Below are 24,485 nucleotides of genomic sequence, written 5' to 3'. Positions count from 1 at the left end.
ATGACAACCATTAGGTTAACTGCTGCACAAGCAATGATCCGTTATTTGAGTCAACAATATATTCAGCTAGATGAGCAACCAGAGAGTCAGCCTGTCCCTATTTTTGCTGGCGCATTTGCAATCTTTGGACATGGTAATGTTGCGGGTTTAGGTGAGGCGTTATACCAAGCTCAGGAAACGTTCCCGACTTATAGGGCGCATAACGAGCAAGGCATGGCCCATGCGGCCATTGCATACGCTAAAAGTAATCAGCGCAATAGAATGATGATGTGTACCTCGTCTATTGGACCTGGAGCCACTAATATGGTGACGGCAGCGGCACTGGCTCACGCTAATAGGTTGCCAGTATTATTTGTGCCAGGCGATACGTTTGCCAACCGTAAGCCAGATCCTGTTTTACAACAAATAGAAGATTTTTCTGACCCGACTATTTCTGCAAATGACTGTTTTAAGCCTGTTAGCCGTTACTTTGATCGTATCACGCGTCCTGAGCAGTTAATTCATAGTTTACCTGTTGCCATTAAAACCTTACTCGATTCAGTAAACTGTGGCCCGGTAACCTTAGCATTTCCGCAAGATGTTCAAGCAGAAGCCTTTGATTACCCAAGTTATATGTTTGAAAAACATGTACACCGTATTCGCCGTGTAAGAGCCGAAGACTATGAATTAAATACTGTATTAAATTTGCTTAAAGAGGCTGTTAATCCGCTGATTATTGCTGGTGGTGGTGTGTTGTATTCTGGTGCTGCGCCTTTACTGGCTGATTTTGCTCTTAAACATAAAATTCCAGTAGCTGAAACCCAAGCAGGGAAAGGCTGCTTGCCATGGACACACCCTTGTGCTGTGGGCGGTATTGGTGTGACAGGCAGTGAAGCGGCTAACGTACTAGCAAGCGAAGCTGATGTTGTGGTTGCCATAGGAACGAGACTACAAGATTTCACTACAGAATCACGGACCTTACTCGAAAAACCCAATAAGCAACTTGTACAACTAAATGTGACAGAGTTTGACGCCATTAAACATAGTGCGATTCCTTTAGTGGGTGATGCCAAAGCCGTACTCAAGCAGTTGACAGCGAATCTTGGGAATTGGGCTGCGCCGCAAAAGTGGTTCGATTATGCCCATCATTTAGACCAAAAGTGGCAAGTTACCTATAACAAGTTAACTGCAATGAATACTGCATCCTTACCATCTGACGCTCAGGTTTTAGGCGCGATTAAACGTACCAGCGACAAAAGTGATGTGGTGGTTTGCGCTGCGGGAGGATTGCCAGGTGAGCTACATAAACTTTGGCGTGCAGAAGGCCCCGGAAGCTACCATGTTGAATATGGGTTTTCTTGTATGGGGTACGAGATTGCCGGTGGCCTTGGTGTAAAAATGGCAAGTCCTGAAAGAGACGTTATCGTAGTTGTAGGTGATGGCTCTTACATGATGATGAACTCTGAACTGGCTACGTCAGTCATGCTCAACCAAAAGATTGTGGTGGTGTTATTAGACAACAGAGGTTTCGGCTGTATTAACCGTTTACAACAGGGAACAGGTAATGCTCCGTTCAATAATTTATTGGAAAACTGTGCGGGTGAGCCTGAAGCCATGCAAATTGATTTTGCTGCCCATGCACGTGCAATGGGAGCTAATGGTGAAAAGGTGGCTGATCTTGAAGCATTAGAAGCGGCGTTATTACGAGCCAAAAAGGCCTCAAAGAGCACGCTTATTTGCATTGACACTGACCCTCATGAAACCACTGATAATGGTTCGTGGTGGGATGTGGCAATCCCACAAGTATCAGAGCGAGATACGGTAAATCTAGCGCACGCAGAGTACATAGATAATCAGGCTAAACAGCCATATTAATTTTTTGACCTAAGGTCATATTGAGGAATCATTAATGCAAACTTTAAGTAATTATATCGGTGGAAAACATATTCAAAGCCAGTCAAACAGACAGGGTGCAGTATATAACCCTGCGACAGGAGAGCAGATTAAACAGGTATCACTATCAACTGCTGCAGAAACCCAAGCTGCAATAAAGTCAGCACAAGATGCTTTACCGGCATGGAGCGGAGTAACACCTTTAAATAGATCTCGCGTGATGTTTGCATTTAAAGGGTTATTAGAAAAACATAAAGATGAATTGGCGCGATTAATTTCACAAGAGCACGGTAAAGTGTTCTCAGACGCCCAAGGCGAGCTTACTCGTGGTATTGAAGTGGTTGAATTTGCCTGTGGTATTCCACATTTAAATAAAGGTGAAATATCCATGAACGTGGGCCGTGGCGTGGATAGCTATTCGCTAATGCAACCTGTAGGAGTGTGTACGGGTATTGCTCCTTTTAATTTCCCTGCTATGGTGCCGCTATGGATGTTTCCTGTTTCTATCGCTTGTGGCAATACCTTTGTGATGAAACCTTCAGAGAAAGATCCAAGCGTCGTGCTTAGGATTGCGGAGCTATTGACTGAAGCAGGTTTGCCAGATGGCGTATTTAATGTCATAAATGGTGATAAAGAGTCTGTGGACGTATTACTGACAGACCCAGCTGTCGCGGCGGTTAGCTTTGTTGGCTCAACACCAATAGCCGAATATGTTTACGCAACAGGTAGTGCCCACGGTAAGCGAGTGCAGGCTCTAGGTGGCGCTAAAAATCATATGGTTGTTATGCCAGATGCAGATATTGACTTGGTAAGTGCTTCATTAATGGGCGCAGCTTACGGCTCTGCCGGTGAGCGTTGTATGGCGATTTCTGTTGCTGTATGTGTGGGTGATGAGGCAGCTGATGCCTTGATTGGTAAATTGCAGCAAGAAATCAATAGTATGAAGGTTGGTCCTGGGCTAGGAGAAACCGAAGAGCCTCACATGGGCCCACTTATCAGTAGGCAGCATGCAGACAAGGTACTTGATTATATTAACTACGGTGTCGATGAAGGGGCTACATTAGTAACTGATGGCCGAGACTTTAAAGTGACAGGCAATGAACAAGGTTACTTTGTAGGTCCAACTTTATTTGATAACGTCAAAGCTAACATGCGTATTTATCAGGAAGAAATATTTGGTCCTGTTTTAGCAGTTGTTAGGGTAAACAGTTTTGAAGAAGCCTTAAAGCTAGTGAATGAACACGAGTATGGTAATGGCACGTCTATTTTTACTGCAAGTGGTGAAGCGGCGCATGCTTATACCCATCAGGTGCAAGTTGGTATGGTAGGTGTTAATGTACCTATTCCTGTTCCTATGGCGTTTCATAGCTTTGGTGGTTGGAAGCGCTCTATTTTTGGACCGCTTAATATGCACGGCCCCGACGGCATACGTTTTTATACTAAAATGAAAACAGTCACTGCTAGGTGGCCCAAGGGGCAACAAAATGTGAACCACTTCACTATGCCTACAATGAAATAAAACCAAAAGGGGCAATACGCCCCTTTGTTTTGTCTATGATGCAGTGAGTATAAAAGTCATGTTTAAAAAATCCCTCATCTTGGGTATGTGCTTTAGTGTTCTGCTAGGATGCCAAAGCCTTGATAAGGCTGCACCTGTAGAAGGTGGTGATAGCCCGCAGAAAGTAGCATTTTTAGCTGATATTCATTTTCATAATGTGTATGGAAAACTACATGATAACCAATACCTTGGTTTATCTACTCAAACTCCTGATGGTGAAAAGCATGCGTTAATTCGAAGCATGGGCGCGCAGTTAAAGTCTACCCGTTTATTTAATGAAACCTACTTTGTGTTACTGGCGGCATTGGACGACTTGGTAAAGCGAGACGTTAAGCTAGTGGCTTTGCCAGGAGATTTTTCTGATGATGGTCAACCCCTGCATTTAAGGGGGCTTGCCAGTATTTTGAAGCGTTACAAAGAAGAGCACGGCATGCGTTTTTTCGCGATCCCAGGTAATCACGATCCGGTACGTCCATTTACCACTGCATCAGGTAAAAAGGATTTTTTAGGAGATAATGGCCAAGAGGTTGCAATCTATAGCCTTGATGATAAGCGCTGTGCACAGGGGCAAACGGATGGACTTGTGTGCTCTAATGATTTGCAAAAATGGGGTTACAAAGAAATTGTAGCTACCTTAGCTGACTTTGGGTTTTATCCTAATTCTCAAGATAAGTATTTTGAAACGCCTTTTACCCAAGCCAATCAGAAGCAATTCATTTTTGAGGAGCGTTACTTCAAGTGGTGTGAAACTAATAATCCAACAAAGTGTATCGCCATGCCTGACACCAGCTACCTTGTCGAACCTATAGATGGGCTATGGCTGCTGGCGATAGATGCTAATGTGTATCAACCAAAAGATGATGAACACTTGACTCAAAAGGGCGAGGATTTTAAGGGATCAAGCGGTGCAGGCTACAACGCCTTGCTGCAGTACAAACCTGAATTATTAAATTGGATAACAGATGTAGTACAACGGGCAAAGAAGCAGAATAAACAACTAGTGGCATTTAGCCATTTTCCTATGACAGATTTTTATGATGCTGCCCAGCCCGAAATGGAAACGCTATTTGGGAAAGGTAAACAACAGATGGCCAGAATGCCATTGTTAAGTACTGCAAAGGTACTTGCTAACACAGGCTTACAGGTGCATGTAGCTGGTCATATGCATATCAATGACACGGGCAGTGTAGTAGGGGAGCACAATACGCTTTTTAATATTCAAGCCCCGTCTTTGGCTGCATATCGCCCCGGGTATAAGCTGCTTACCTTAAGTGATGATTTCGTTGATGTAGAAACTGTGGTGTTAGATGAGGTACCTCGCTTTGATGAATTATTTGGTCATTACAAAGATGAACACTCTCATTTACGGCGTTACTCTCCTAGTAAGTTATGGAATGATAAAATACTAGAGGTTGGTAATTATGGGGAGTTCACTGACCATCATTTACAGGAGTTGATCCGCTTGCGATATTTGCCCAGAGAGTGGCCTGATGATTTGGTAACCTATGTCTCTGAGCACACCTTTACAGGCTTGTTTGAAACTATAGCACTGGAGTGTGATAGCTTTAATGTAGACACGGCGGTCAGTCACGCCAATACATTATTACAGGGGAAAACGAGCGAACTCTTTAACGATTTTTATCGATTACGCAATGCCGACTCCATTGCTCAGGTATCAGGAGCGCGGCAAGTATTTTATATATGGTTTCACAGAGCTTTAAACCAATGTTCTTTTAAGCAAGATGATTTGAACTACAAGTTGTCACTGATGTTAGAAATCATGGCAAAATTTTCTAATGCACAGCCCAGCGATACCATTCGTCTGCACTTAGAAACCGGAGAGATTAAAGAGCTAAATTAATGTTCAACCATCCATTAAAAGCTTCATCAAGCCAACTTATTTAAGTGTGATTGAGCTCTGTGATAAGTCTGCGATGAGTGCTGGCAAATGTGCCATGTCATCAAAATCAATGACATGGGGTAAGCTGTGCTGTTGTTTAGTTTTGTTGTAAAAGAGCGTACTGATCCCTGCTTGGCTACCAGCAGTTACCCCTGTAATACTGTCTTCTATCACCACGCATTCACTAGGATGTGCGCCCAAACGACTTGCAACTTGAAGGTATATTTGTGGGTCAGGTTTGTACACTTCTAGATCATAGGCGCTGTATATATGCTCGCCAAAATAATGTTGCAGTTTACATAACGCCAGAGCTTGCTCTATTTTAAATTTTGGCCCGTTAGACACAACCGCCTTTTTTTGTGGCAGCTTATCCAATGCCTTTTTTATATTGGCTATAGGCTTTAGCTCTTGTTCGAATAATTTGGCAACTCGCTGGCGATACTCTGGTAAAAAGTTATCTGGAATGGCGACATTATGTTCAGCACCTAAGGTTGCCAATATATTGGCCATTTTTTTGCCGCGGTAGTGCTCAACTAAATAGTCAACATCTAAGGTTACTTGTAATTCGGCAAACTGTTGCGCAATGGCCAAATTACACAAGTATTCACTATCGACTAAGGTGCCATCATTATCAAAAAGTAAACAAGTTTTAGTCATGACTAATGCAGGTTCATGTTAGGTTGGTTAGACATTTCTAGTACTAGTTCACCGCCTGATACAATTTCTTGATGGGTCAGGTAGGTTCTGTCTAGGGGGATTCCATTGAGTGATATGGCTTTGACATAAGGCGTTTCAGGGCCGTTATTTAGAGTCTTGATGGTAAAGGTTTTACCACTGTAGTATTGGTCATCTAATGTGATGCTAATGCTATCAAAAATGGGTGAGCCTATGAAATAAATTGGATCTTGCTCGGTACCACCGGTTAACTGAAATAATCCTATTTTCATAAGTACTGCCAAACTACCCATTAACCCTTGGTCTTCATCACCGTTGTAACCGCTTGTGGGGCTTAAACTAGAAAAAACCGTGTCTACCACTTTACGAGACCAATATTGGGTTTTCCAAGGAGCACCTACTGCGCTAAAGATAAAAGCTGTTTGAATACTGGGTTGATTGCCATAATTAATAGGGGTGCGTCGGAATTCCTCAAGGCTTTCATCAGCATGGGCTGTGCCAGAGGTGAAACCTTGTTTTTCAGCAGTTTCAAAGGCAGCTTCTAGTCTAGATATAAGAATATCTTTACCGCCCATTAGTGACGCTAGACCATCTATATCATGGGCGACATTCCACGTGCCTTGGGCAGGGTTCGCTTCTACAAATCCATTTTCGTACTGATAAGGGTCAAACGGCGTTTGCCAAGTTCCGTCAACGTTCTTAGGTCGCATAAAGCCTGATTCACTATCATAAACATTACGATAATTTTTAGAACGAGCTCTATAGTATATATCATCATCTTTTTTACCTAACGATGCAGCAAAGTTGGCCAAAGTGTGATCTTGAAATGCATACTCTAAAGTTTGTCCTGGTCCACGTCTGTGGTTGCCATATAGGCTTTCAGTTTCTGAAAGCGGGTAGGGGATATAACCTTTTTCAAGATAATGCTGCATACCACCACCGGTTTGTGTGAAGTGTTCGTATCCTGCTCGAGACATAATGCCATCAGTACTGTGATTTTTCTTGAGGGCTGTGTAGGCAAGTTCTACATCAAAGTCTCGTATGCCTTTCATGTAGTTAGATACTATAAAAGGCGTAGATGACGCGCCAGTCATTACGTAGGTGTAATTTCCACCACTTGGACCTCTTGGAATGATTCCTCCGTCTTGGTGATATTGTAATAAACTGTTGGTAAAGTCAGAGGCGACCTTGGGATAAGCTAAGGGCCAAAGTGTCGCTATGGTCCACTGAGCTCCCCAAAAAGAATCAGAGTTGTGATGGTTAAACAAAGGCACCCCATGACTATCGAGGGGTAATTGTTTCACTATGGCTCGTGTGCCTGTTTGGTCAGTATATTGTCCATTGGCATCAGAAATAATACGTCTACCTTGCAGGGCATGCCACAGGTCAGTATAGAAACGTTGCTGCTGTTGTTGGGTGCCACCGGTAACTTTTATTTTAGACAACCAATTATTCCAGTCGTGTTTAGAGTCAGTGACAACTTTTTCAAAATTCCAATGAGGTAATTCTGTTGCAATGTTTGCGTATGCATTTTCTTCAGAAACGTAAGATATTCCTACTTTCATTAATTGTTCTGATGGAGCATCGCCTTTACTATCAAACGAAACTAACAATCCTGCATCTAGTCCGCTTGTGCCGTTTACGTTTGGCTCTATTTTTCCATTTCGCCACGCACTGATATCAGCAATTTTCTGTTTAAATTCGGCATGAAAATAAACTTTACTAGGTCTGGGGCGTCTGTGGGTTGCTTGGTTGGTAACGTATCCTGCTATGGCTGTTGGACTAATTAAGTGTGCTTCGCCATGGCCAAATTTTGAGGGGCCCATTTCGCCACCAAGTTTAATCAGAATTTGTTGCGGTTGGCCTTTCGGATAGTCATATTTATGAAAACCGACTCGGGTAGTTGATGTCAGTTCTACATCAATGTTGTATCTGTCTAAATGAAGTTTATGGTAACCAGGTTTTACAGTTTCAGTGTCATGACTAAAATTAGAAAAATAGTCTTGTTTGATGTCTGCTATGTCTTGATTAGAAGATATAGGCATCATGGATACTGCAGATAATTGCCATGCATGCACATGACTAAAACCTTTAACTTCCGTTTCGTTATATCGATATCCACTACCCCAAGCTCCACCTAGTCCTGTGTCAGGGCTGAGGTTAACGAGTCCAAAAGGGCGTGATGCTGAGTCAAAGAAAAACCAGCGGCTATTAACAGAGTCTAAATGAGGATAAACGAGGTCAACGGGCTCATCGGCAGTAGCCGAACAGTTCATCATGAATATACAAGATGCCAGAAAGACAATTGCGACTTTGAATCTAAGTAGGACTGAATGCTTCACTGTTAAAATACCAAGTTTAGTCAATAGATAGGTATTTATATCAGGAGTTTAGGCCAACATCAATATTGGCCTGTCCAAAATAAACTTAGCTTTCGGCCATTAATTGTACAAAAGCATCTGCCACTTCAGACAAGTGTGATTGCATAGCTAGTTGTGCACCTTGGGCGTCACGCCGTGATAATTGTTGATAAATTGCGTTGTGAGCATCAATGTTAGGAACGCTATTTAGCTCTCGTACTTTTTGAGCAAAAACCCGACTAATCTCAGATGAATTACGCTGTTCCCACAACCAATCTACCATAGTCACCATGGCACTATTTCTTGATGCTTCAGCGATTAAACTATGAAATTTACGGTCAATAATTTCAGCCTCAGTTATCTTTTTATCTGTGACTAATATTTCCATTTTTCGTAAATATATTTCTAATTTTAATAGTTCATCATTACTAATACGCATAGCAGCTAAGGCTGCGGCGTCACCTTCTACTAATTTTCTCGCCTCTAATATTTCTAATGGTCCTGGGGCATCTTCATTTATAAGTGAGCTTTTAACTGATGTGAGTTTTACGACATATACACCTGAACCGGGTCTTATTTCAACTAACCCCGAAACCTCTAGTGCGATAAGTGCTTCACGGACCGTTTGCCGACTTACATCATATTTACTTGCAAGATCACGTTCGGCCGGAAGCCGCTCATTCTCAACTAAGTGATTATCATTGATCATGTGCGCAAGTTGTTGAGCAATTTGTAGATATAATCGTTTGCTTGAAATGTGCGCTTTTGTAAGAGAATCTAAGGTTGATGATTGTTGCAAATTGGACTGTCCAATTGTAGTATTTGTGATAAAGGTTAACCAATTTATCGTTTTGGATAACATTAATCAAGTAGGGGCGTGTTTAGTCTTATTTGTAGACAGATCCATAAATTATCTGTTTTCGGATAGATTGAAGGATTTACCAAGATTAGGGATTCACATTTTTTAAGATTGCCTCATTCTTCAAATATTCATATCGCTACATTAACGGGAGTATAGTTGTGTTAAAACCAGATAGTTCTTATACAAAGTCGTTTTTATTTGGGCATGTTGAGTCAATTTTAGATTTTTACGATCCTATTGTTGTGGATGAGTCTGGAGGGTATTTCCAAAACTTTAAAGATAATGGAGAGGTGTTTAACGGTGGGTTTAAGCAACTCGTTAGTAGCACTAGGATCATTGTAAATTATGCAAGAGCAGCAACTGCGTTAAATAGAAGTCACTATAAAGATATAGCTGAGCATGGTTTAACATATTTAGAGCAAGTTCATTGGCAACCTAGTACTGAGTCTTACGCGTGGACCTTACAAGATCATAAAGCCTTAGATATGACACAACAAGCCTATGGCTATGCGTTTGTCATGCTTGCTTATGCAGCTGTCCATAAGCATGGTGTGCGTGATGGTTTAAGTGACATGCGCCGCACATTTGATCTTTTAGAGAATAAATTTTGGCAAGCTGATTTTGGACTATATGCAGATGAAATCAGTCCAACTGGGGTGCTGAGTGATTATCGAGGTCAGAACTCAAACATGCATTTATGTGAAGCAATGATTGCTGCCTTTGAAGCGAGTGCTGAGCCTCAATATCTAGAAAGAGCAAAAGTATTGGCTAAAAATATTACTCAAGGTCAGGCCAACTTAACTAATGGTTTGGTTTGGGAACACTACCAAGTAGATTTTCAACCAGACTGGGAGTACAACAAAGAAGATCCCAAAAACCTGTATCGTCCTTGGGGGTTTCAGCCCGGCCACCAAACAGAGTGGGCAAAGTTACTGATTGCAATTTATCGTCATAGTAAAGAGTCTTGGTTACTTGAGAAAGCTCAGGAGTTATTCGACTTAGCTTATGAAAAATCTTGGGATAAAGAGCATGGGGGACTTATTTATGGTTTTGCTCCAGACGGGAGTTGGTGTGACGATGATAAGTATTTTTGGGTGCAAGCTGAGAGTTTCGCCGCCGCCGCTATGCTATACCAAGAAACTCATAATATTAAATATTTGGACGCTTATCGAGAGCTTTGGGACTACAGTTGGCACAATCTTGTAGACCATCAGTATGGTGCATGGTTTAGAGTGCTAAAGCGTAATAATGACAAATACTCGGATGAAAAAAGCAGCGCTGGCGCTAAATGTGACTACCATACATTAGGTGCCTGTCTCGATGCACTTGTTGGTTTGTAGAGCTTTATAACGAATTTTCATCAACTTCAATGCACAGGTAAGATGGTATTTACGCATTGAAGTTGAACCTTTTTAGGCCATAATTTTTTAACATTATTCGAAGCAACAAAAGCGAAACTCACGCTATTTCTTTATCCAATATCTCTTAGCATATCTATTTAATCTATTTAATCTATTTAATCTATTTGCCATCGTGCCATTGTTTTGGAGCCAGTAGCTTCCTCAAGTATGGCAATTAAGCTCGATGCTTAGGCTTTTTATTTTTATTGTTTTTAGTTTAGGCATTTGATTATGGCGCTAATAAATTAGGTAGTAAGGTGCTTAGTGTAGGAAAGGCTGAGACGAGTATTAACACTATTATCATAGCGGCATAAAGAGGGAGCATAGGCTTTATCATTTGCTCCATTTTAGTCTTGGCCACAGCACAACTTACAAATAAAATATTACCGACCGGTGGGGTACATAAACCAATGGATAAATTAAGAACCATCATTATTCCAAATTGCAGTGGGTCAACACCTAAACTTGTGGCAATCGGTAAAAATATAGGCGTAAAAATTAGCACTGCTGGGGTCATGTCCATAAATGCACCGACGACCAACAGTATTAAGTTAATGATAAGTAAGATAACAATCGGGTTATCACTGATACCAAGCATCACATCACTTAGTTCTTGAGGGATGTTTTCATAGGACAACAACCAACTCAGTGCCGAAGAGGTAGCGATTAAAAACAATACGATAGAAGTGGTTTCTATAGTTTTCGTAAGAATGCTACCTAATGCTTTGAGGTCTACTTCACGGTACACGCCTACCGCTAAAATTAATGCGTACACCACTGCAATTGCACCGGCTTCTGTGGGGGTGAATATACCGCTGACTATTCCACCCATGGCAATCACAATTAGCGCAAGACTCGGAATGGCTTTCCATATTTGGGTAAGCGCGACGTTAAAAGGAAGCCGTGGAGCTCCTTTAAATCCTTTGCGTTTAGCATAAAGATAACAAAGTAACATCAGCGCAAAAGCGACCAATAAACCGGGAATATAGCCTGCTAAAAACAATGCTGATATGGATACTCCTCCACTGGCGATAGCGTACACTATAAGGATGTTGCTTGGGGGGATCAGTAGACCTGTTGTAGAAGCCGTTGCCGTAATTGCGCCGCTAAATGCTTTATCGTAACCGGCTTTTTCCATCTGGGGCACCATAAAGCTACCAATAGCAGATGTCGCTGCAACGGCAGAGCCTGACAATGCGCCAAAAAATACACATGACATAACATTAACTAGTGCAAGTCCTCCTGGCAGTGTGCCAAGCAAAGCCATCGCACAATTTATTAAACGCTTGGCTATTCCTCCTTGTGCCATAATCTGTCCAGATAAAATAAAGAATGGGATAGCTAATAATGCGAAGGTGTTGACACCATTGGTCATACGCTGGGCGACTGTGGTAACTGCAGGAAGAAAGTCCATGGCGGTTAACATATACAAAAATGTGGCTAAACCTATGGCAAATGACACGGGGACGTTGAGTAACAATAAGAAAAAGAAACAAGCCAACAAAAATATGACTGTCATAGGGCGTCCTCCAAATTTTCTGCTGAGGAGAATATAAAGTTTAATGCGTAGATAAGGATAAGTAGCCCGCTAGTAGGTAGCACTATGTAGACTAAACCTATATCGATACCCATGACGGCTGATTTTTGCCCCAACTCATAGGTCATAAGTACCAAGCGAATGCCACCCAATATCATCACGAACAAAGCAAATAAGGCAACACTCGTGTGTATCATAATGTGCATTATTCTGCGTTGTAATCTAGTTCCTTGGTTATATATGATATCTAGTCCTAGGTGGCTTCTTTTACGATAGGCATAGGCCGAACCTAGAACCGTTAACCAAATAAGTAAAAATCTAGAAAGTTCTTCAGTTATTGAGCTAGGTTCAGCAAGCACATATCGAGAAAACACTTGCCAACAAACGACGGCAGTAATACTCACTAAAATAATCTGCAACAGCCGAATATTAAGACTGTCAAACCAAAATAATATGAGGGAAGACCCGTTATTTTTCATTTCTGTTTTCATAATTGCTCAATCCGCTCTAACAGGTCGCCAACTTCTGTGCCGTTAAAGCTACTTTTAAAGGCACTCACACGTTGCATAAACGGAGCTTTATCTGGAGTAATAATATTGACACCTTCTGCTCTTAGGGCTTCAAGGGCTAGCTCTGTATCTTTTTTCCATAAGGCTCGTTGATACGAAACAGCACTTTGCATAGCTTGGTTGATCCAGCTTTGTTGTTGCGGTGTTAATCCTTGCCAGACTAACTGACTGATAATAATGATGTCTGGAATAGAGTTGTGCTCATCAAGTGTGTAGTTTTTGCATATTTCATAATGTCTTGATTTATATAGCGTAATAGCATTGTTTTCAGCGCCATCCACTACACCCTGTTGCAAGGCTGTATAAAGCTCACCAAAGGATATTGGCGTAGCAGATGCTCCCATAGCCGAGGTCATTTTTACTGCTGATTGACTTTTCATGGTGCGGATCTTTAGGCCAGATAAGTCATCAGGATGTTGTACGGCTCTGTTACAGGTATAAAAGCTACGACTGCCCGCATCAAAATAAGCTAGCCCTTTTAACCCCACATCAATGGGGGCATCGAGCAGTTCTGCTCCTAACTCACTTTCTAATGTTTGCCAGTAATGAGTTTTATCTCTAAATACATATGGCAGATTGAAGACTTGCATCTCTGGGACAAAGGCTTCCATTGAACTTATAGATACCTTAGTCATGGCAAGGCTACCTACTTGTAGCAACTCTATCTGGTCTCGTTCTGAGCCTAATTGCCCATTGGTATATATTTGAATGTTAATCTGATTATTTGATAGCGCTTCTACTTGTTGTTTGAAGTGCAATAACGATTTATGTACCACATGCTCAGGATCAAGTGAGTGGGGAAGACGCAATGTAATTTGCCCTTCCTCTTGTGATGCAGTAACTAACGCTAACCCAGACGCCAGCGCAGTTATAAACAAAGCAGTGAGTAGGAATATACCGGATTTAGGCTTATTCATTGTGAGCTTCCATTGATATTATGAAGGCGTTCATTGACTTAATTTCACTGCAATTTTTTCGAAATCCATAAGGGTAGGGAAGCCATTATTAGGGCGGCGTTTTTGGGGTAAATACCAAGAGTCCCATTTAGGGTTGAGGTCGCCTTCTTGACGTCTACTGTAGATTTGTTGCAACTGTTCTTGACCTTGCATCACCAATGTATTGATGGCTAATTGAGACTGACTACTTGCAGGCGCGTCTTTTAATCTCACTAAGTCAATTAGGGTTTGATTGTACTGCAACAAGTCTAAATATAATTTAATCGGTAATATGATGTGATCATGATAGAAGGTTGCATCGCCTGAATTTTTACGACTCCCCATTTCGGCATGTTTTAGAGCTTTTTGTAGCTCGTCTATCTTAGGCTGAGTGATGGGTAAATATTTGTCGATCATCTTTTTGGTGACAGTGAATTCATTTTTGCCTGGTTGGCGAACTGGAATATCTGCCAAGTAAGCTTGGATTGTTTTGACATGCCATAAAATTTCAACGTACCCAATGTGCTGATTATTCGCTTGAAACAAGTATTGAAGTGCTTGTTGGGTATCTGTTAATGCAGCATCTCCAAAATAGCGAGTGATCCACTGTCTATAAAATTGTTGTGCATTAAATGCTTTGCCTAAATTAGCTGATTGAGCATAGGCTTCAATATTTAGTATGAATGGTCGGAAGGTTTGGCCATTCACTTCCATATAGTGAGTGGCATCGTAGTCTGAATACATTTGATCCATGACCGATTCGACCAATTCTGGGTAGGGTGCCATTACATCGTGGTTTTTCCAGTAGCCTGCATGCATATAGGTACCGAATTTATAACCTTTAGTACTGTTTGGTTGATACTTAAATGTTCCCCAACCATCGTCTGACCAAGCAATTATAAAATCTTTTGGTGGAGCAAAGCCATTATTAAACATTTCCATGCCATCGCTATAACAAATACAAACTCTGGGGGCATCGGGCTTAAATTCATTAACTATTTTGTTAAATTCGACATAAACCTCATTGAATACACTGATTTTGTCTTCTCCACAGCTAGACTTGTACTCCCAGTCGAGTAATTGATTGCGAGGGCGTAAAGCGAAGATATCAATATTTTTTACTGGTGTGTGAGTGAGGTAGTAGCGCCAGCCATCAATCCATTCTTGTTTGTAATCAGTCCAACACGTCGAAGCTGCTACATCTAGTGTATGTAGTTGCCTACCTTGCATCATATCCACTTGAATATACATGCCCTTGTCATGCACGTACTGCATCATTTTTTCTAGGTGAGGCACGTTTAACTGATAATCGGGATGGCGTTCTAAATAAGCTGGGCGTGTATAAAACTCGATTCTGCCCAACATATCAAACATTTCAATGCCGTTATATTTTAGGCGGACTAATGAGTCGATCATGTTAGTGAATGACTCCCAGTCATATTCTAGGCTAGGCGACTTTAAATTAAGTAATTCGTCGACATCATTTTCAAAATAAACCAGTAATGGTACTACAGGCGCTGCAATTGAGTGGTCATCAAAACTAGATAATTGTGAAAATGTTTTAGCTGTGGGTTGTTTATCTGTCCAATAAGCAAGTGGATCAATGCCGAGTATTTTATGACTGTATTCATAAACGGCATACTGGGTACCTTGAACGTCTAGACCACCTAATATTACTAACGGTCGATTATTGACTTCGCCTACATTTAGTAGAGATGCGCGAGACTTAAGTTGTTCGAGCTTTGTTTTAGTCGTTTGGCTCAGTAGTGAAGAGTTTTTTAATTGATTGCTTTGCCCAATTAAGTAATACAAATCTGCATTGGGTAATGAATCAGTGGTGTACGCTATGTCAATTTTAGGGTGCTGTACCGCTTCTAAATCTTGCTTTAAATCCTCTGCAGCCAACCTAATTGGTGTACCTGCATTTTCAGGTAAAATAATAACAATATTAGAATTGTTACCGGTGTCATTTTTGGGAGATACACATCCAGTTTGAAGACAACAAAGTAAAAGTAGTAATGTAAATAGAACCGGGTTGTATTTCATGCAAAGACTCATTATGTAGTGGTTGAAATTGACTGCGTTAGTGTTATTCATTTATTTATGTTTGCTAGTTGAATCCCTTATGACTAATTCACCATCAATAATGGTGGCATGATCGGGACCCATAGCTGGCATCATTGATTTTTTATCTTTAAGACGGTCTATCAGTAGGCTAGCTGCTTGATAACCTATAGATAATAAGGGGTGACGCATAGTTGTAATATTTGGCCAAACTTTAGTGGTTATGGAAATGTCATCAATACCACAAATGGATAAGTCATCGGGTACTCGCAAATTCTGACTTTGGGCTTCGTAAAGTACGCCCACGGCCATTTCGTCATTAGCAGCAAAAATAGCAGTAGGGCGCTTCTCTTTATTTAATAAAGTATTCGCTGCATTAATACCTGATTGATAGGTGTAATAGCCCTGCACAACGAGTGACTCATTCACTTCTAATCCTGCATCTTCAAAAGCTTGTCTAAAACCTTTTTCACTGCGCCGAGCTGACTCTTGATCTGGATGACCGGTGATAAAACCTATATCTCTGTGGTTGAGTTTTAATAGGTAATTGGTCATGTCGTAACTAGATTTCATGCCGTTAAAACCAATAGACTCGCCACGCTCCAAGTCTTTTGGTCCAATTCGGATATATTTGATATTTCGTGCATCTAACATTTCTAACAATTCAATTTTGTCACAGATGGGAGGAGCTAATATCAAACCATCTACTAGGGTGTTTTCTACTAAATCTTCTATTTCAGTAACAAGACCTGTTGAGCGATAACTACAATCGTATAAAAATAAACCCATATGTTGTTCAGTACAGCTTTGTAATATCCCTTTTTGTAGGTTCATAAGGTAACCAGGGCTAGGGTTATCAGATAGTAAAGCAATAAAAAAAGATCTATTTTTAGCCAGTGCCATACCTAGAGGGTTTCGTTTAAAATCCAACGCAGCTATAGAAGCTTGTACTTTTTCTTTTGTTTCTTTACGTACATTCGCTTCATTGTTAATGACTCTAGAAACAGTTTTCTTAGAAACGCCTGCATGTTTTGCAACATCAATAATAGTGGCAGCTCTCATGAATATTTATTCACTCTTAGTTAGAAAATTTATCAAATTGTTTATGTACTTTTCATGTCGTTAAAAATACAAGCCGTTGATTTTACTATAGGTGGCTGCCAATTTTTATGCTGAATTGGAAAAATAACAAATATTTAACGTTTTTGCAGTGTTAATTTATAAAGCTAGTTGACACCGGTGTCAACTAGCTTTATAAATTGTTTATCTAATATGCAAAGTATAGGCGGTCCATTGACTAACCTTTTACATCATCGGGAGCTTTTTGTTTTATGACATCCTCTTTGGGCATGCACCCTGACGCTCTTTTTTCAGGCAATTCTAGTGAACGAGATATCGCTAGACGCTTATATCTGAACGTTGCCAATTTACCTATTATTAGCCCTCATGGGCATACTGATCCTAAGTGGTTTGCTTTAAATCAACCTTTTGCTAACCCCGCGGAATTATTAATCCAACCTGATCATTATGTTTACAGAATGTTATATAGTCAGGGGGTTACATTGGATGAACTTGGTATCTCCCGTGTAGGTCAAGGTCCTACGACGGCAGATCCTGAGCAAGTTTGGAAGATTTTTGCTGAACATTTTTATTTGTTCCAAGGTACACCTTCGTATTTTTGGTTGAATTATGTATTTGCCAATACGTTTGGCTTAGATGTAAAACTGAATGCTCAGACGGCGAGTTATTACTACCAAGTTATCAATCACAAGTTGAATTCCCCTGAATTTTTACCAAGGGCGTTGTTTGAGAAATACAACATTGAAGTGTTGGCGACGACAGAGTGTCCAACGGATAATTTACGTTATCATCAACAAATTATAGATTCTGATTGGCAGGGTAGGGTAATAACTGCGTTTCGACCAGATGCGGTTATTGATGCTGAGCACGAATCATTTCAAAGAAAGTTAAACCAATTAAGCCAAGTGACTGGGTTAGATTGTCGCCAATATGACCAATATATTGATGCACTCAAACAAAGACGAGCTTATTTTAAAAAGATGGGGGCCACCTCAACCGATCACGGTCATCCAACACCTGCAACAGCAGACTTAAGTCACCAGCAAGCCACAGCCCTGTTTGATAAGTTGATAGCTGGCGATGTTACTCCGCAAAATGCTGAGTTGTTCAGAGCTCACATGTTGATGGTCATGGCTGAAATGTCTATTGAAGACGGCTTAGTGATGCAAATTCATCCTGGCGTTTATCGTAATCATAATCACAGTGTATTTACTAATTTTGGTAGAGATAAAGGCGCAGACTTGCCAATACAAACGGAATATATTCAAGCGTTAAAGCCCTTATTAGATAAATTTGGTAATGACCCCCGCTTGAGTGTCATTTTATTTACGTTAGATGAAACTGTTTACAGTAGAGAGCTAGGTCCTTTAGCTGGTCATTATCCAGCAATTAAGCTAGGCCCTGCTTGGTGGTTTCATGATAGCCCAGAGGGCATGACTCGCTTTAGACGGGCAACCACAGAAGTAGCCGGTTTTTATAATACTGTTGGTTTTAATGACGATACTAGAGCGTTTTTGTCTATTCCCGCTCGCCACGATATGTCGCGAAGAATGGACTGCGCTTACCTTGCTGAACTTGTTGCTAGCCATCAAATTGATGAAGAAGAAGCCAGTGCAATTGCCACTGATTTGGCCTACAACCTTGCTAAGAAGGCTTACAAACTATGAGTAAAAAAGCGTTGTCTCCTAGACTGAATTTAGCCCTTGCCAAAGAAAGAGGTTTACTAAATGTTAAATCCTCAGAGTTAGGTGCCGTAAAACAAATAGTACATTTAGGAATTGGGGCATTTCATAGGGCTCATCAAGCGGTCTATACCCAAGATGCTAACGAGATGTGTGATGATAATTGGCAAATTATTGGAGTGTCACTGCGAAGTGCGTCAGTGCAAGAGCAACTGATGCCACAAAATGGTCTCTATTCAGTATGTCAAACAGATGTTAGTGGTAATAGTAATAGTGTGATGTCTGTTATAAAGAGCGTTTTGGTATTGCCAAACGAACCAGAAAAAGTGCTGACAGCTCTGGGACAAGAGAATACGCATATCGTGTCATTAACGGTTACCGAAAAGGGCTATTGCCATGATCCTGCCAGCGGTAATTTGGATTGTGAAAATGCTCAGATTCGACATGATTTAGATAATTTATCTGTGCCTACAACCGCCATTGGATTGCTGGTAAGTAGCCTGAAGGAGCGATACGAACAAGGCTTTGCTCCTTTTACAGTGTTGAGTTGCGATAACTTATCTAATAATGGGCAGACCTTGAAACGGATTGTCATCCAGTTTGCTGAGCAGCTAGATGAAGGGCTGGCGCAATGGATTGCAGAAAATGTTCCGTTTCCTAATACTATGGTTGACCGGATTGTGCCCGCAACGACTCAGGACGATATAAGCGAGCTAACCGCTGAGCTTGATTATCAGGATTTAGCTATGGTGAAAACCGAGCGTTTTAGTCAATGGGTAATTGAAGATAAATTTGTAAGCGACAGACCTCAGTGGGGAAAAGTAGGGGTAAGTTTAGTGAAAGATGTAGAGCCCTTTGAAAATGCTAAGTTGCGTTTGCTAAATGGTGCCCATTCTTCTCTGGCTTACTTAGGTTTTCTGATGGGCTATGACTACGTTCATCAAGTGATGGAAAATAAGGATTTAGCCGCATTTTTAAAACACATAATGCAGACAGAAATTATTCCTACCATTGAGCCACCACAAGGCATTGATTTAACGGAATATAGTTTAGATCTATTGCAACGCTTTTCAAATCCCGCATTGAATCATCGTACTTACCAAATTGCCATGGATGGGTCACAAAAGGTGCCCCAACGTTTACTTCACACCATAGAGGAAAAACTACACCAGAATACTCCTTTTGATGGTTTGTGTTTTGCAGTAGCTGGCTGGTTAAGGTATTCAATGGGGTTCGATTTAAAAGGTGATCCTATAGAAGTCCAAGACCCTCTAGCAGAGCAGTTATTTAATATTCAAAAACGTGATTTTTATGATATTGATAATTTAATTAATGGTTATTTAACCTTTGATAAAGTGTTTTCTAAATCACTTTGTGAGTCAGATGTGTTTAGGCAAAAATTAACTTATTGGTTAGGTATTATTCTGGCAAATGGTGTAGAAACCGCTCTAAAAATATTGTTGATGGAATGTTCTAATAGCTCAGTGGAAAATGTGTGATGATTAATGTAACGGTTTGGAATGAATGTCGCCACGAAGTGGAAGATGAAGACGTTAAAGAAGTTTACCCAGAAACAATAGGGGGCTGCATAGTTAATAATCTAGAGCCTTTTGGTTTTAATTTAACGCTTGCGACCTTAGATGATCCAGAGCAAGGCTTATCTGATGAGTTAATTGAAAATACCGACGTATTAATCTGGTGGGGCCATAGGTATCACGATGAATTAAACGATGCACTCATTGATAAGTTGCAAGCAAGGGTGCTCGCTGGCATGGGGCTAATCATGCTGCATTCATCTCACCATGCAAAGTTGTTTAAGCGTTTAATGGGGACCAGTTGTAATTTAAGCTGGCGTGAAGCCGAGGGAGGGGAGAGAGAAAGAGTGTGGTGTTTAAAACCTTCACACCCAATTGCAGAAGGGATCCCTGCACAGATCGAATTACCTCAGTCAGAAATGTATGGAGAGCCGTTCGATATTCCTGAGCCAGATGAACTCATTTTTAATTCTTGGTATCAAGGTGGCGAAGTCATGCGTAGTGGGTGTACCTATACCAGAGGGAGAGGGCGAGTGTTCTTCTTTTCTCCTGGTCACGAAACGTTCCCTATTTTCCGTAATCCTCACATTATCAGAGTGCTAGCAAATGCTATTCAATGGACTAATCAGTCACATCAAACTGGCTGGAGTCTCGGAAATTGGGGGCGACCAGAGCCATTAGAACCCGGCGCACCTAGACAAACCTATTTTAAAAAGCCCAGAAAACTTATGGTGGCTGAGAAGTTAGCTGCTAGCAAGAAGCCGAAATGAATCTCTACCATTTTTACACTATTTAACCATTATAACGTTAGAAAACTATAATTGATGGATACTCTCAATGAACTTATCGTCTCGCAGGTTGACGATTTACCTACTATTGAGAGTATTCATATAAATTTATGGGAACATCGTTCACGGGGGTGAACGGTTACCGTTTGTGCTTCCAGAGGATCTCTTGATATGCAGTCTCATCTATTCAATACCCTTTTCAGTGTTGTTTTCTTTATATTTGCCATCACAGCTTGTGGTCGCGAAAATATTCAACAAAATGATAAAAAACAAGATTTAAAGGTGCTTGTTTTTAGTAAAACTGAAGGGTTTCGCCACAACTCTATTAAGCCTGGTATTGAGTATTTATCGACATCTTTAGCTCAAGAAGGAACGCAAGTTGTAGCTTCTGAAGATTCGAAAATATTTAACGATGCTGATTTATCTACCTTTTCGGCCATCATTTTTTTAAATACCACTGGAGATATTCTAAATAGGCAGCAACAGGTGGCAATGGAACGTTATATTCAGGCTGGGGGTGGGTTCGTAGGAATACATTCAGCGACAGATACAGAGTGGGAAGGAGACTGGTATTGGTATCGACGTTTAGTGGGTGGAGTATTTGCTGGACATCCAGGTATTCCATCAAATGTACAAACTGCTAGGGTGCAAGTCGTCACAAAGGACCACCCCGCAACTGCTCATCTTGCTGATAATTTTTTAATCGTTGACGAATGGTACGACTTTAAAAGCTTATCTGACCGCAGAACTGATTTATTAACTGTGGATGAAAAATCTTACCATGGTGGTGGCCATAAAGGTTACCACCCTATCGCTTGGTATCACGACTTTGATGGTGGGCGCTCGTTTTATACCGGTATAGGTCATAATGCTGATAACTTCAGTAAGCCAGAATATATGCAGCATCTATTGGGAGGAATTGAATATGCGATTGGTGAAAATATTCGAGATTATTCAAAATCGCGCCCAGAGCCTAATCGTTTTGTTAAAGAAACCTTACTTGAAGGCTTAAACGAACCTATTAGTTTAGATATAACGAAAGATGGCAAAGGGGTCATTTTTATTGAACGTAAAGGTAAAGTTCATTGGTTTGATGTGGAGCGTAAAGCATTAAAAGAAGTTGGTAACCTACCTGTATATTCAGCTGAAGGTTTTGGTGAGTTTGGTCTATTAACCGTGGCACTGGATCCTAATTTTGCAGAGAACCAACATCTGTATATGATGTACAACTTAGCTTCGCCTTTAGAAAATCAAGGGCCTTTGCAACGTATATCTAGATTTACCTTAGTAAATGGCAAATTGGATCTTAGCTCTGAAATCCCTATGTTAGATGCCGAAAATGATGACACCTGTTGCCATACTGGCGGTAATATGGAGTTTGATGGAGAAGGCAATCTATATATTGGTTTTGGTGATAATACCAATCCTTTTAAAGCTTTTGGTGTAGGTCCAAGTGATTTTAGAGCTGGCTCAGAAATTAATGATGCGTTACGTTCGTCAGCCAATACCCAAGACTATCGCGGTAAGATTTTACGTATTAAACCGCAGCCAGATGGCAGTTATACGATACCTGAAGGAAATCTGTTCTTAGACTCGACTGAAGGCAAAACCGAAATTTATGTGATGGGCACTCGTAATCCTTATACGTTGGCGTTTGATGATCAAGAAAATACCTTGTACTACGGTGATGTGGGTCCTGATGCTAGGGCTTTCACTGATGAACATGGGGCTAAAGGTTATGATGAAATCAACAAAGTGACCCAGGCTGGAAATTTTGGGTGGCCGTTGTTTATCGCTAACAATAAAGCCTATCGCCAATTTGATTATGAAGCTGATGAGGCGGGTAAATGGCACAATCCACTGAGTCCACAAAATACCTCACCTAATAATACGGGTGCAAAAGACTTACCTGCAGCACAATCGGCGTTTATTTATTATCCCTATGCGCAATCTGATATCTTCCCAGAACTTGCAGCTGGAGGCCGAAATGCCTTAGTTGCTGGTGTTTATCGTAGTAACAAACATGCTGATGCGTTGCCCGATTATTATGACGGGGGCTTATTTATTTCTGACTTTATGCGACGCTGGATCAAAGTCGTATTTAGTGATGTAAATGGTGATATTTATAAACTTGAAGAATTTGCCCCTGATGTAGAGTTAGTGGCACCAATAGATCTTAAATTTAGTCATCAAGGGCAATTATATATATTGGAATATGGTTCGAAGTGGCATACAGGCAATCCGGATTCGAGACTCTCAAGGATAGTTTATACAGGGGCTGGGAATCGCCCCCCTCTCGCTAAAATGTCAGCATCACCGATACAAGGAACTGCACCGCTTACTGTTAATACATCTGCTGCAGAATCAAGTGATCCAGATAATGACCCCTTGCAATATACATGGCAGATAACTTCGCTAAAATCAGAAGAAACCTTAAAGGACGCCGATTTTACTCAAGCCAAAAAAAATGAGGGTATCAAGGCAAGTTTTACCTTGGATAAAATAGGGCGATACGCATTGTCGCTTACAGTACGTGATCAACAAAACCTCTCAAATACGCGTTTTCACTTAATAGAGGTGGGCAATACCCCTCCTTCTATTGATATTAGTGTGATTGGCGATCAAAGCTTTATCTGGCCCGATAAAATACCTGCTAAATATCAAGTTGTGATCACCGATGTCGAAGATGGTCATGTAAAACAAGGCTCCACCACTTTTGAAAATGTAGACATTACTTTTACCAAGGTAGAAAAAGAGGACAAGGAACAAACCCTAGGGCATCATGTTAGTGGGCCTATAGAGCCAGGTAGAAAAGAAAGCAAAAAGCGTCTATGTGCTGGATGTCACCAAGAACAAGCTGATTCTGTGGGACCTGCTTTTCAAAAAGTGGCGGATAGATATTCTGTGAGAGGTGATGCTGAAGCCTACCTGAAACAAAGCATAACCGCTGGTAGTACTGGAAAGTGGGGACAACATCAAATGCCAGCCCACGACTTTTTGTCGGATGATGTGTTAAATGTGTTGGTGCGTTATGTTTTGGCTTTGCAATCAACAACGCCTAGCTTACCTATGCATGCTGCATTGCCTAAAGTCACCGAACCGGGAATATATCAGTTAAAGGCTAAATATACCGATCAGGGTGCCATAGGATTGTCGGCTATTACTCGTGAAAAATCGCTCACTCTCCGTGCTCCTCAAATTTTTGCCAATACATTAGTCAGTCATGTGGGCGAACAGAATGGATTAAGGGCGAGGGAAGCTGATGGGTTGCCTACGCTTGCTATGTATGGTGATAAAACCCATGTGTTGATTGGAAAAATTGATCTTCGTCAGGTAAAAGCAATCACCATCTCACAAAAATATTGGTGGCGGCTTAATAACAATGTAGAGGCTGAACTAAGAGTCGGCAGCGCTACCGGAAAAACTATCGCCAAAGGCGCGTTTAATTATGAAGGAGCCAAACAAGAAGATGTGATTGAGCTGACGTTAGATGTGAGTCATGCTAATACTTATGAACCGCTTTATTTAGTAGTAAACATCACAGACGATAAAAAAGACGCATTGGCAGCCCATCTATATTCATTTACTTTTATTAGTAAGTAGTTAATAGAAGCTATTAAAAAAGGCATGGCGCTATTAGCGACATGCCTTTTTTCTTTAGAAAATAA

16 protein-coding genes are annotated in these 24,485 nt (G+C 41.0%); 8 read left to right on the top strand and 8 right to left on the bottom strand.

Translation table 11 applies throughout. The features are described from left to right. Genes iolD through ABJE44_RS02495 form a run of 3 tightly spaced genes read left to right on the top strand, consistent with a single transcriptional unit; the run spans nt 1 to nt 5,291 of the window. Nucleotides 1-1,854: a 3D-(3,5/4)-trihydroxycyclohexane-1,2-dione acylhydrolase (decyclizing) gene (gene iolD, locus ABJE44_RS02505; protein ID WP_348113400.1), complete on the top strand. Its 1,854-nt coding sequence runs from the start codon at nt 1-3 to the stop codon at nt 1,852-1,854. Between the two features lie 34 nt (nt 1,855-1,888). Further along, nucleotides 1,889-3,391 (top strand): CoA-acylating methylmalonate-semialdehyde dehydrogenase, encoded by a 1,503-nt coding sequence (locus tag ABJE44_RS02500; protein WP_348113399.1) that lies wholly within the window; start codon nt 1,889-1,891, stop codon nt 3,389-3,391. A gap of 58 nt (nt 3,392-3,449) precedes the next feature. After that, entirely contained in the window at nt 3,450-5,291 is a 1,842-nt protein-coding gene (locus ABJE44_RS02495; RefSeq protein WP_348113398.1) for a metallophosphoesterase, read from the top strand. A gap of 36 nt (nt 5,292-5,327) precedes the next feature. Here the strand turns inward: ABJE44_RS02495 and ABJE44_RS02490 are convergent, their stop codons facing one another. The 3 genes from ABJE44_RS02490 to ABJE44_RS02480 all read right to left on the bottom strand — a co-directional run bounded on the left by ABJE44_RS02490 (nt 5,328) and on the right by ABJE44_RS02480 (nt 9,164). Next, on the bottom strand, nt 5,328-5,987 hold the full coding sequence (locus ABJE44_RS02490; RefSeq protein ID WP_348113397.1) for an HAD-IA family hydrolase: 660 nt from the start codon (nt 5,985-5,987) through the stop codon (nt 5,328-5,330). A gap of 2 nt (nt 5,988-5,989) precedes the next feature. Then, on the bottom strand, nt 5,990-8,347 hold the full coding sequence (locus tag ABJE44_RS02485; RefSeq protein WP_348113396.1) for a GH92 family glycosyl hydrolase: 2,358 nt from the start codon (nt 8,345-8,347) through the stop codon (nt 5,990-5,992). A gap of 85 nt (nt 8,348-8,432) precedes the next feature. After that, entirely contained in the window at nt 8,433-9,164 is a 732-nt protein-coding gene (locus tag ABJE44_RS02480) for a FadR/GntR family transcriptional regulator (protein WP_348113394.1), read from the bottom strand. 221 nt (nt 9,165-9,385) lie between these two features. Here ABJE44_RS02480 and ABJE44_RS02475 point away from each other — a divergent pair, with 221 nt between their 5' ends. Continuing rightward, nucleotides 9,386-10,567 carry an AGE family epimerase/isomerase gene (locus ABJE44_RS02475; RefSeq protein ID WP_348113393.1) on the top strand — a complete coding sequence of 394 codons (1,182 nt, stop codon included), beginning with the start codon at nt 9,386-9,388 and terminating at the stop codon, nt 10,565-10,567. A 289-nt stretch (nt 10,568-10,856) separates the two neighbouring features. On the opposite strand, the gene ABJE44_RS02470 is transcribed toward ABJE44_RS02475, so the two are convergent. The 5 genes from ABJE44_RS02470 to ABJE44_RS02450 are packed head-to-tail and all read right to left on the bottom strand — an operon-like array spanning nt 10,857 to nt 16,794. Further along, nucleotides 10,857-12,146, bottom strand: coding sequence for a TRAP transporter large permease (locus tag ABJE44_RS02470; protein WP_348113392.1), 1,290 nt, complete (start codon nt 12,144-12,146; stop codon nt 10,857-10,859). After that, a complete protein-coding gene (locus ABJE44_RS02465) occupies nt 12,143-12,655 on the bottom strand; it encodes a TRAP transporter small permease (protein WP_348113391.1) in 513 nt (170 codons plus the stop codon). Before ABJE44_RS02465 ends, ABJE44_RS02470 begins: the two co-directional genes overlap by 4 nt. Next, the gene (locus tag ABJE44_RS02460; protein WP_348113390.1) at nt 12,652-13,650 is read right to left on the bottom strand and encodes a TRAP transporter substrate-binding protein; all 999 of its coding nucleotides are present in this window, start codon (nt 13,648-13,650) and stop codon (nt 12,652-12,654) included. The genes ABJE44_RS02465 and ABJE44_RS02460 overlap by 4 nt, the downstream gene beginning before the upstream one ends. A gap of 30 nt (nt 13,651-13,680) precedes the next feature. Further along, the gene (locus ABJE44_RS02455; protein WP_348113389.1) at nt 13,681-15,714 is read right to left on the bottom strand and encodes a glycosyl hydrolase 115 family protein; all 2,034 of its coding nucleotides are present in this window, start codon (nt 15,712-15,714) and stop codon (nt 13,681-13,683) included. A gap of 51 nt (nt 15,715-15,765) precedes the next feature. After that, nucleotides 15,766-16,794, bottom strand: coding sequence for a LacI family DNA-binding transcriptional regulator (locus ABJE44_RS02450; protein ID WP_348113388.1), 1,029 nt, complete (start codon nt 16,792-16,794; stop codon nt 15,766-15,768). A gap of 269 nt (nt 16,795-17,063) precedes the next feature. Here ABJE44_RS02450 and uxaC point away from each other — a divergent pair, with 269 nt between their 5' ends. From uxaC to ABJE44_RS02430, 4 genes are all read left to right on the top strand, one after another. After that, nucleotides 17,064-18,479: a glucuronate isomerase gene (uxaC, locus tag ABJE44_RS02445; protein ID WP_348113387.1), complete on the top strand. Its 1,416-nt coding sequence runs from the start codon at nt 17,064-17,066 to the stop codon at nt 18,477-18,479. Then, nucleotides 18,476-19,993 carry a mannitol dehydrogenase family protein gene (locus ABJE44_RS02440; RefSeq protein WP_348113386.1) on the top strand — a complete coding sequence of 506 codons (1,518 nt, stop codon included), beginning with the start codon at nt 18,476-18,478 and terminating at the stop codon, nt 19,991-19,993. The genes uxaC and ABJE44_RS02440 overlap by 4 nt, the downstream gene beginning before the upstream one ends. Beyond that, complete coding sequence (locus ABJE44_RS02435; RefSeq protein WP_348113463.1) at nt 19,993-20,799, top strand: ThuA domain-containing protein; 807 nt, start codon at nt 19,993-19,995, stop codon at nt 20,797-20,799. Before ABJE44_RS02440 ends, ABJE44_RS02435 begins: the two co-directional genes overlap by 1 nt. 189 nt (nt 20,800-20,988) lie before the next feature. Beyond that, nucleotides 20,989-24,420 (top strand): ThuA domain-containing protein, encoded by a 3,432-nt coding sequence (locus ABJE44_RS02430; protein WP_348113385.1) that lies wholly within the window; start codon nt 20,989-20,991, stop codon nt 24,418-24,420. The last annotated feature ends 65 nt before the right edge of the window (nt 24,421-24,485 follow it).

This window comes from Paraglaciecola sp. (assembly GCF_039942875.1).
In the GTDB taxonomy this organism is placed as follows: domain Bacteria; phylum Pseudomonadota; class Gammaproteobacteria; order Enterobacterales; family Alteromonadaceae; genus Paraglaciecola.
This window is presented reverse-complemented; position numbering and strand designations above follow the sequence as displayed.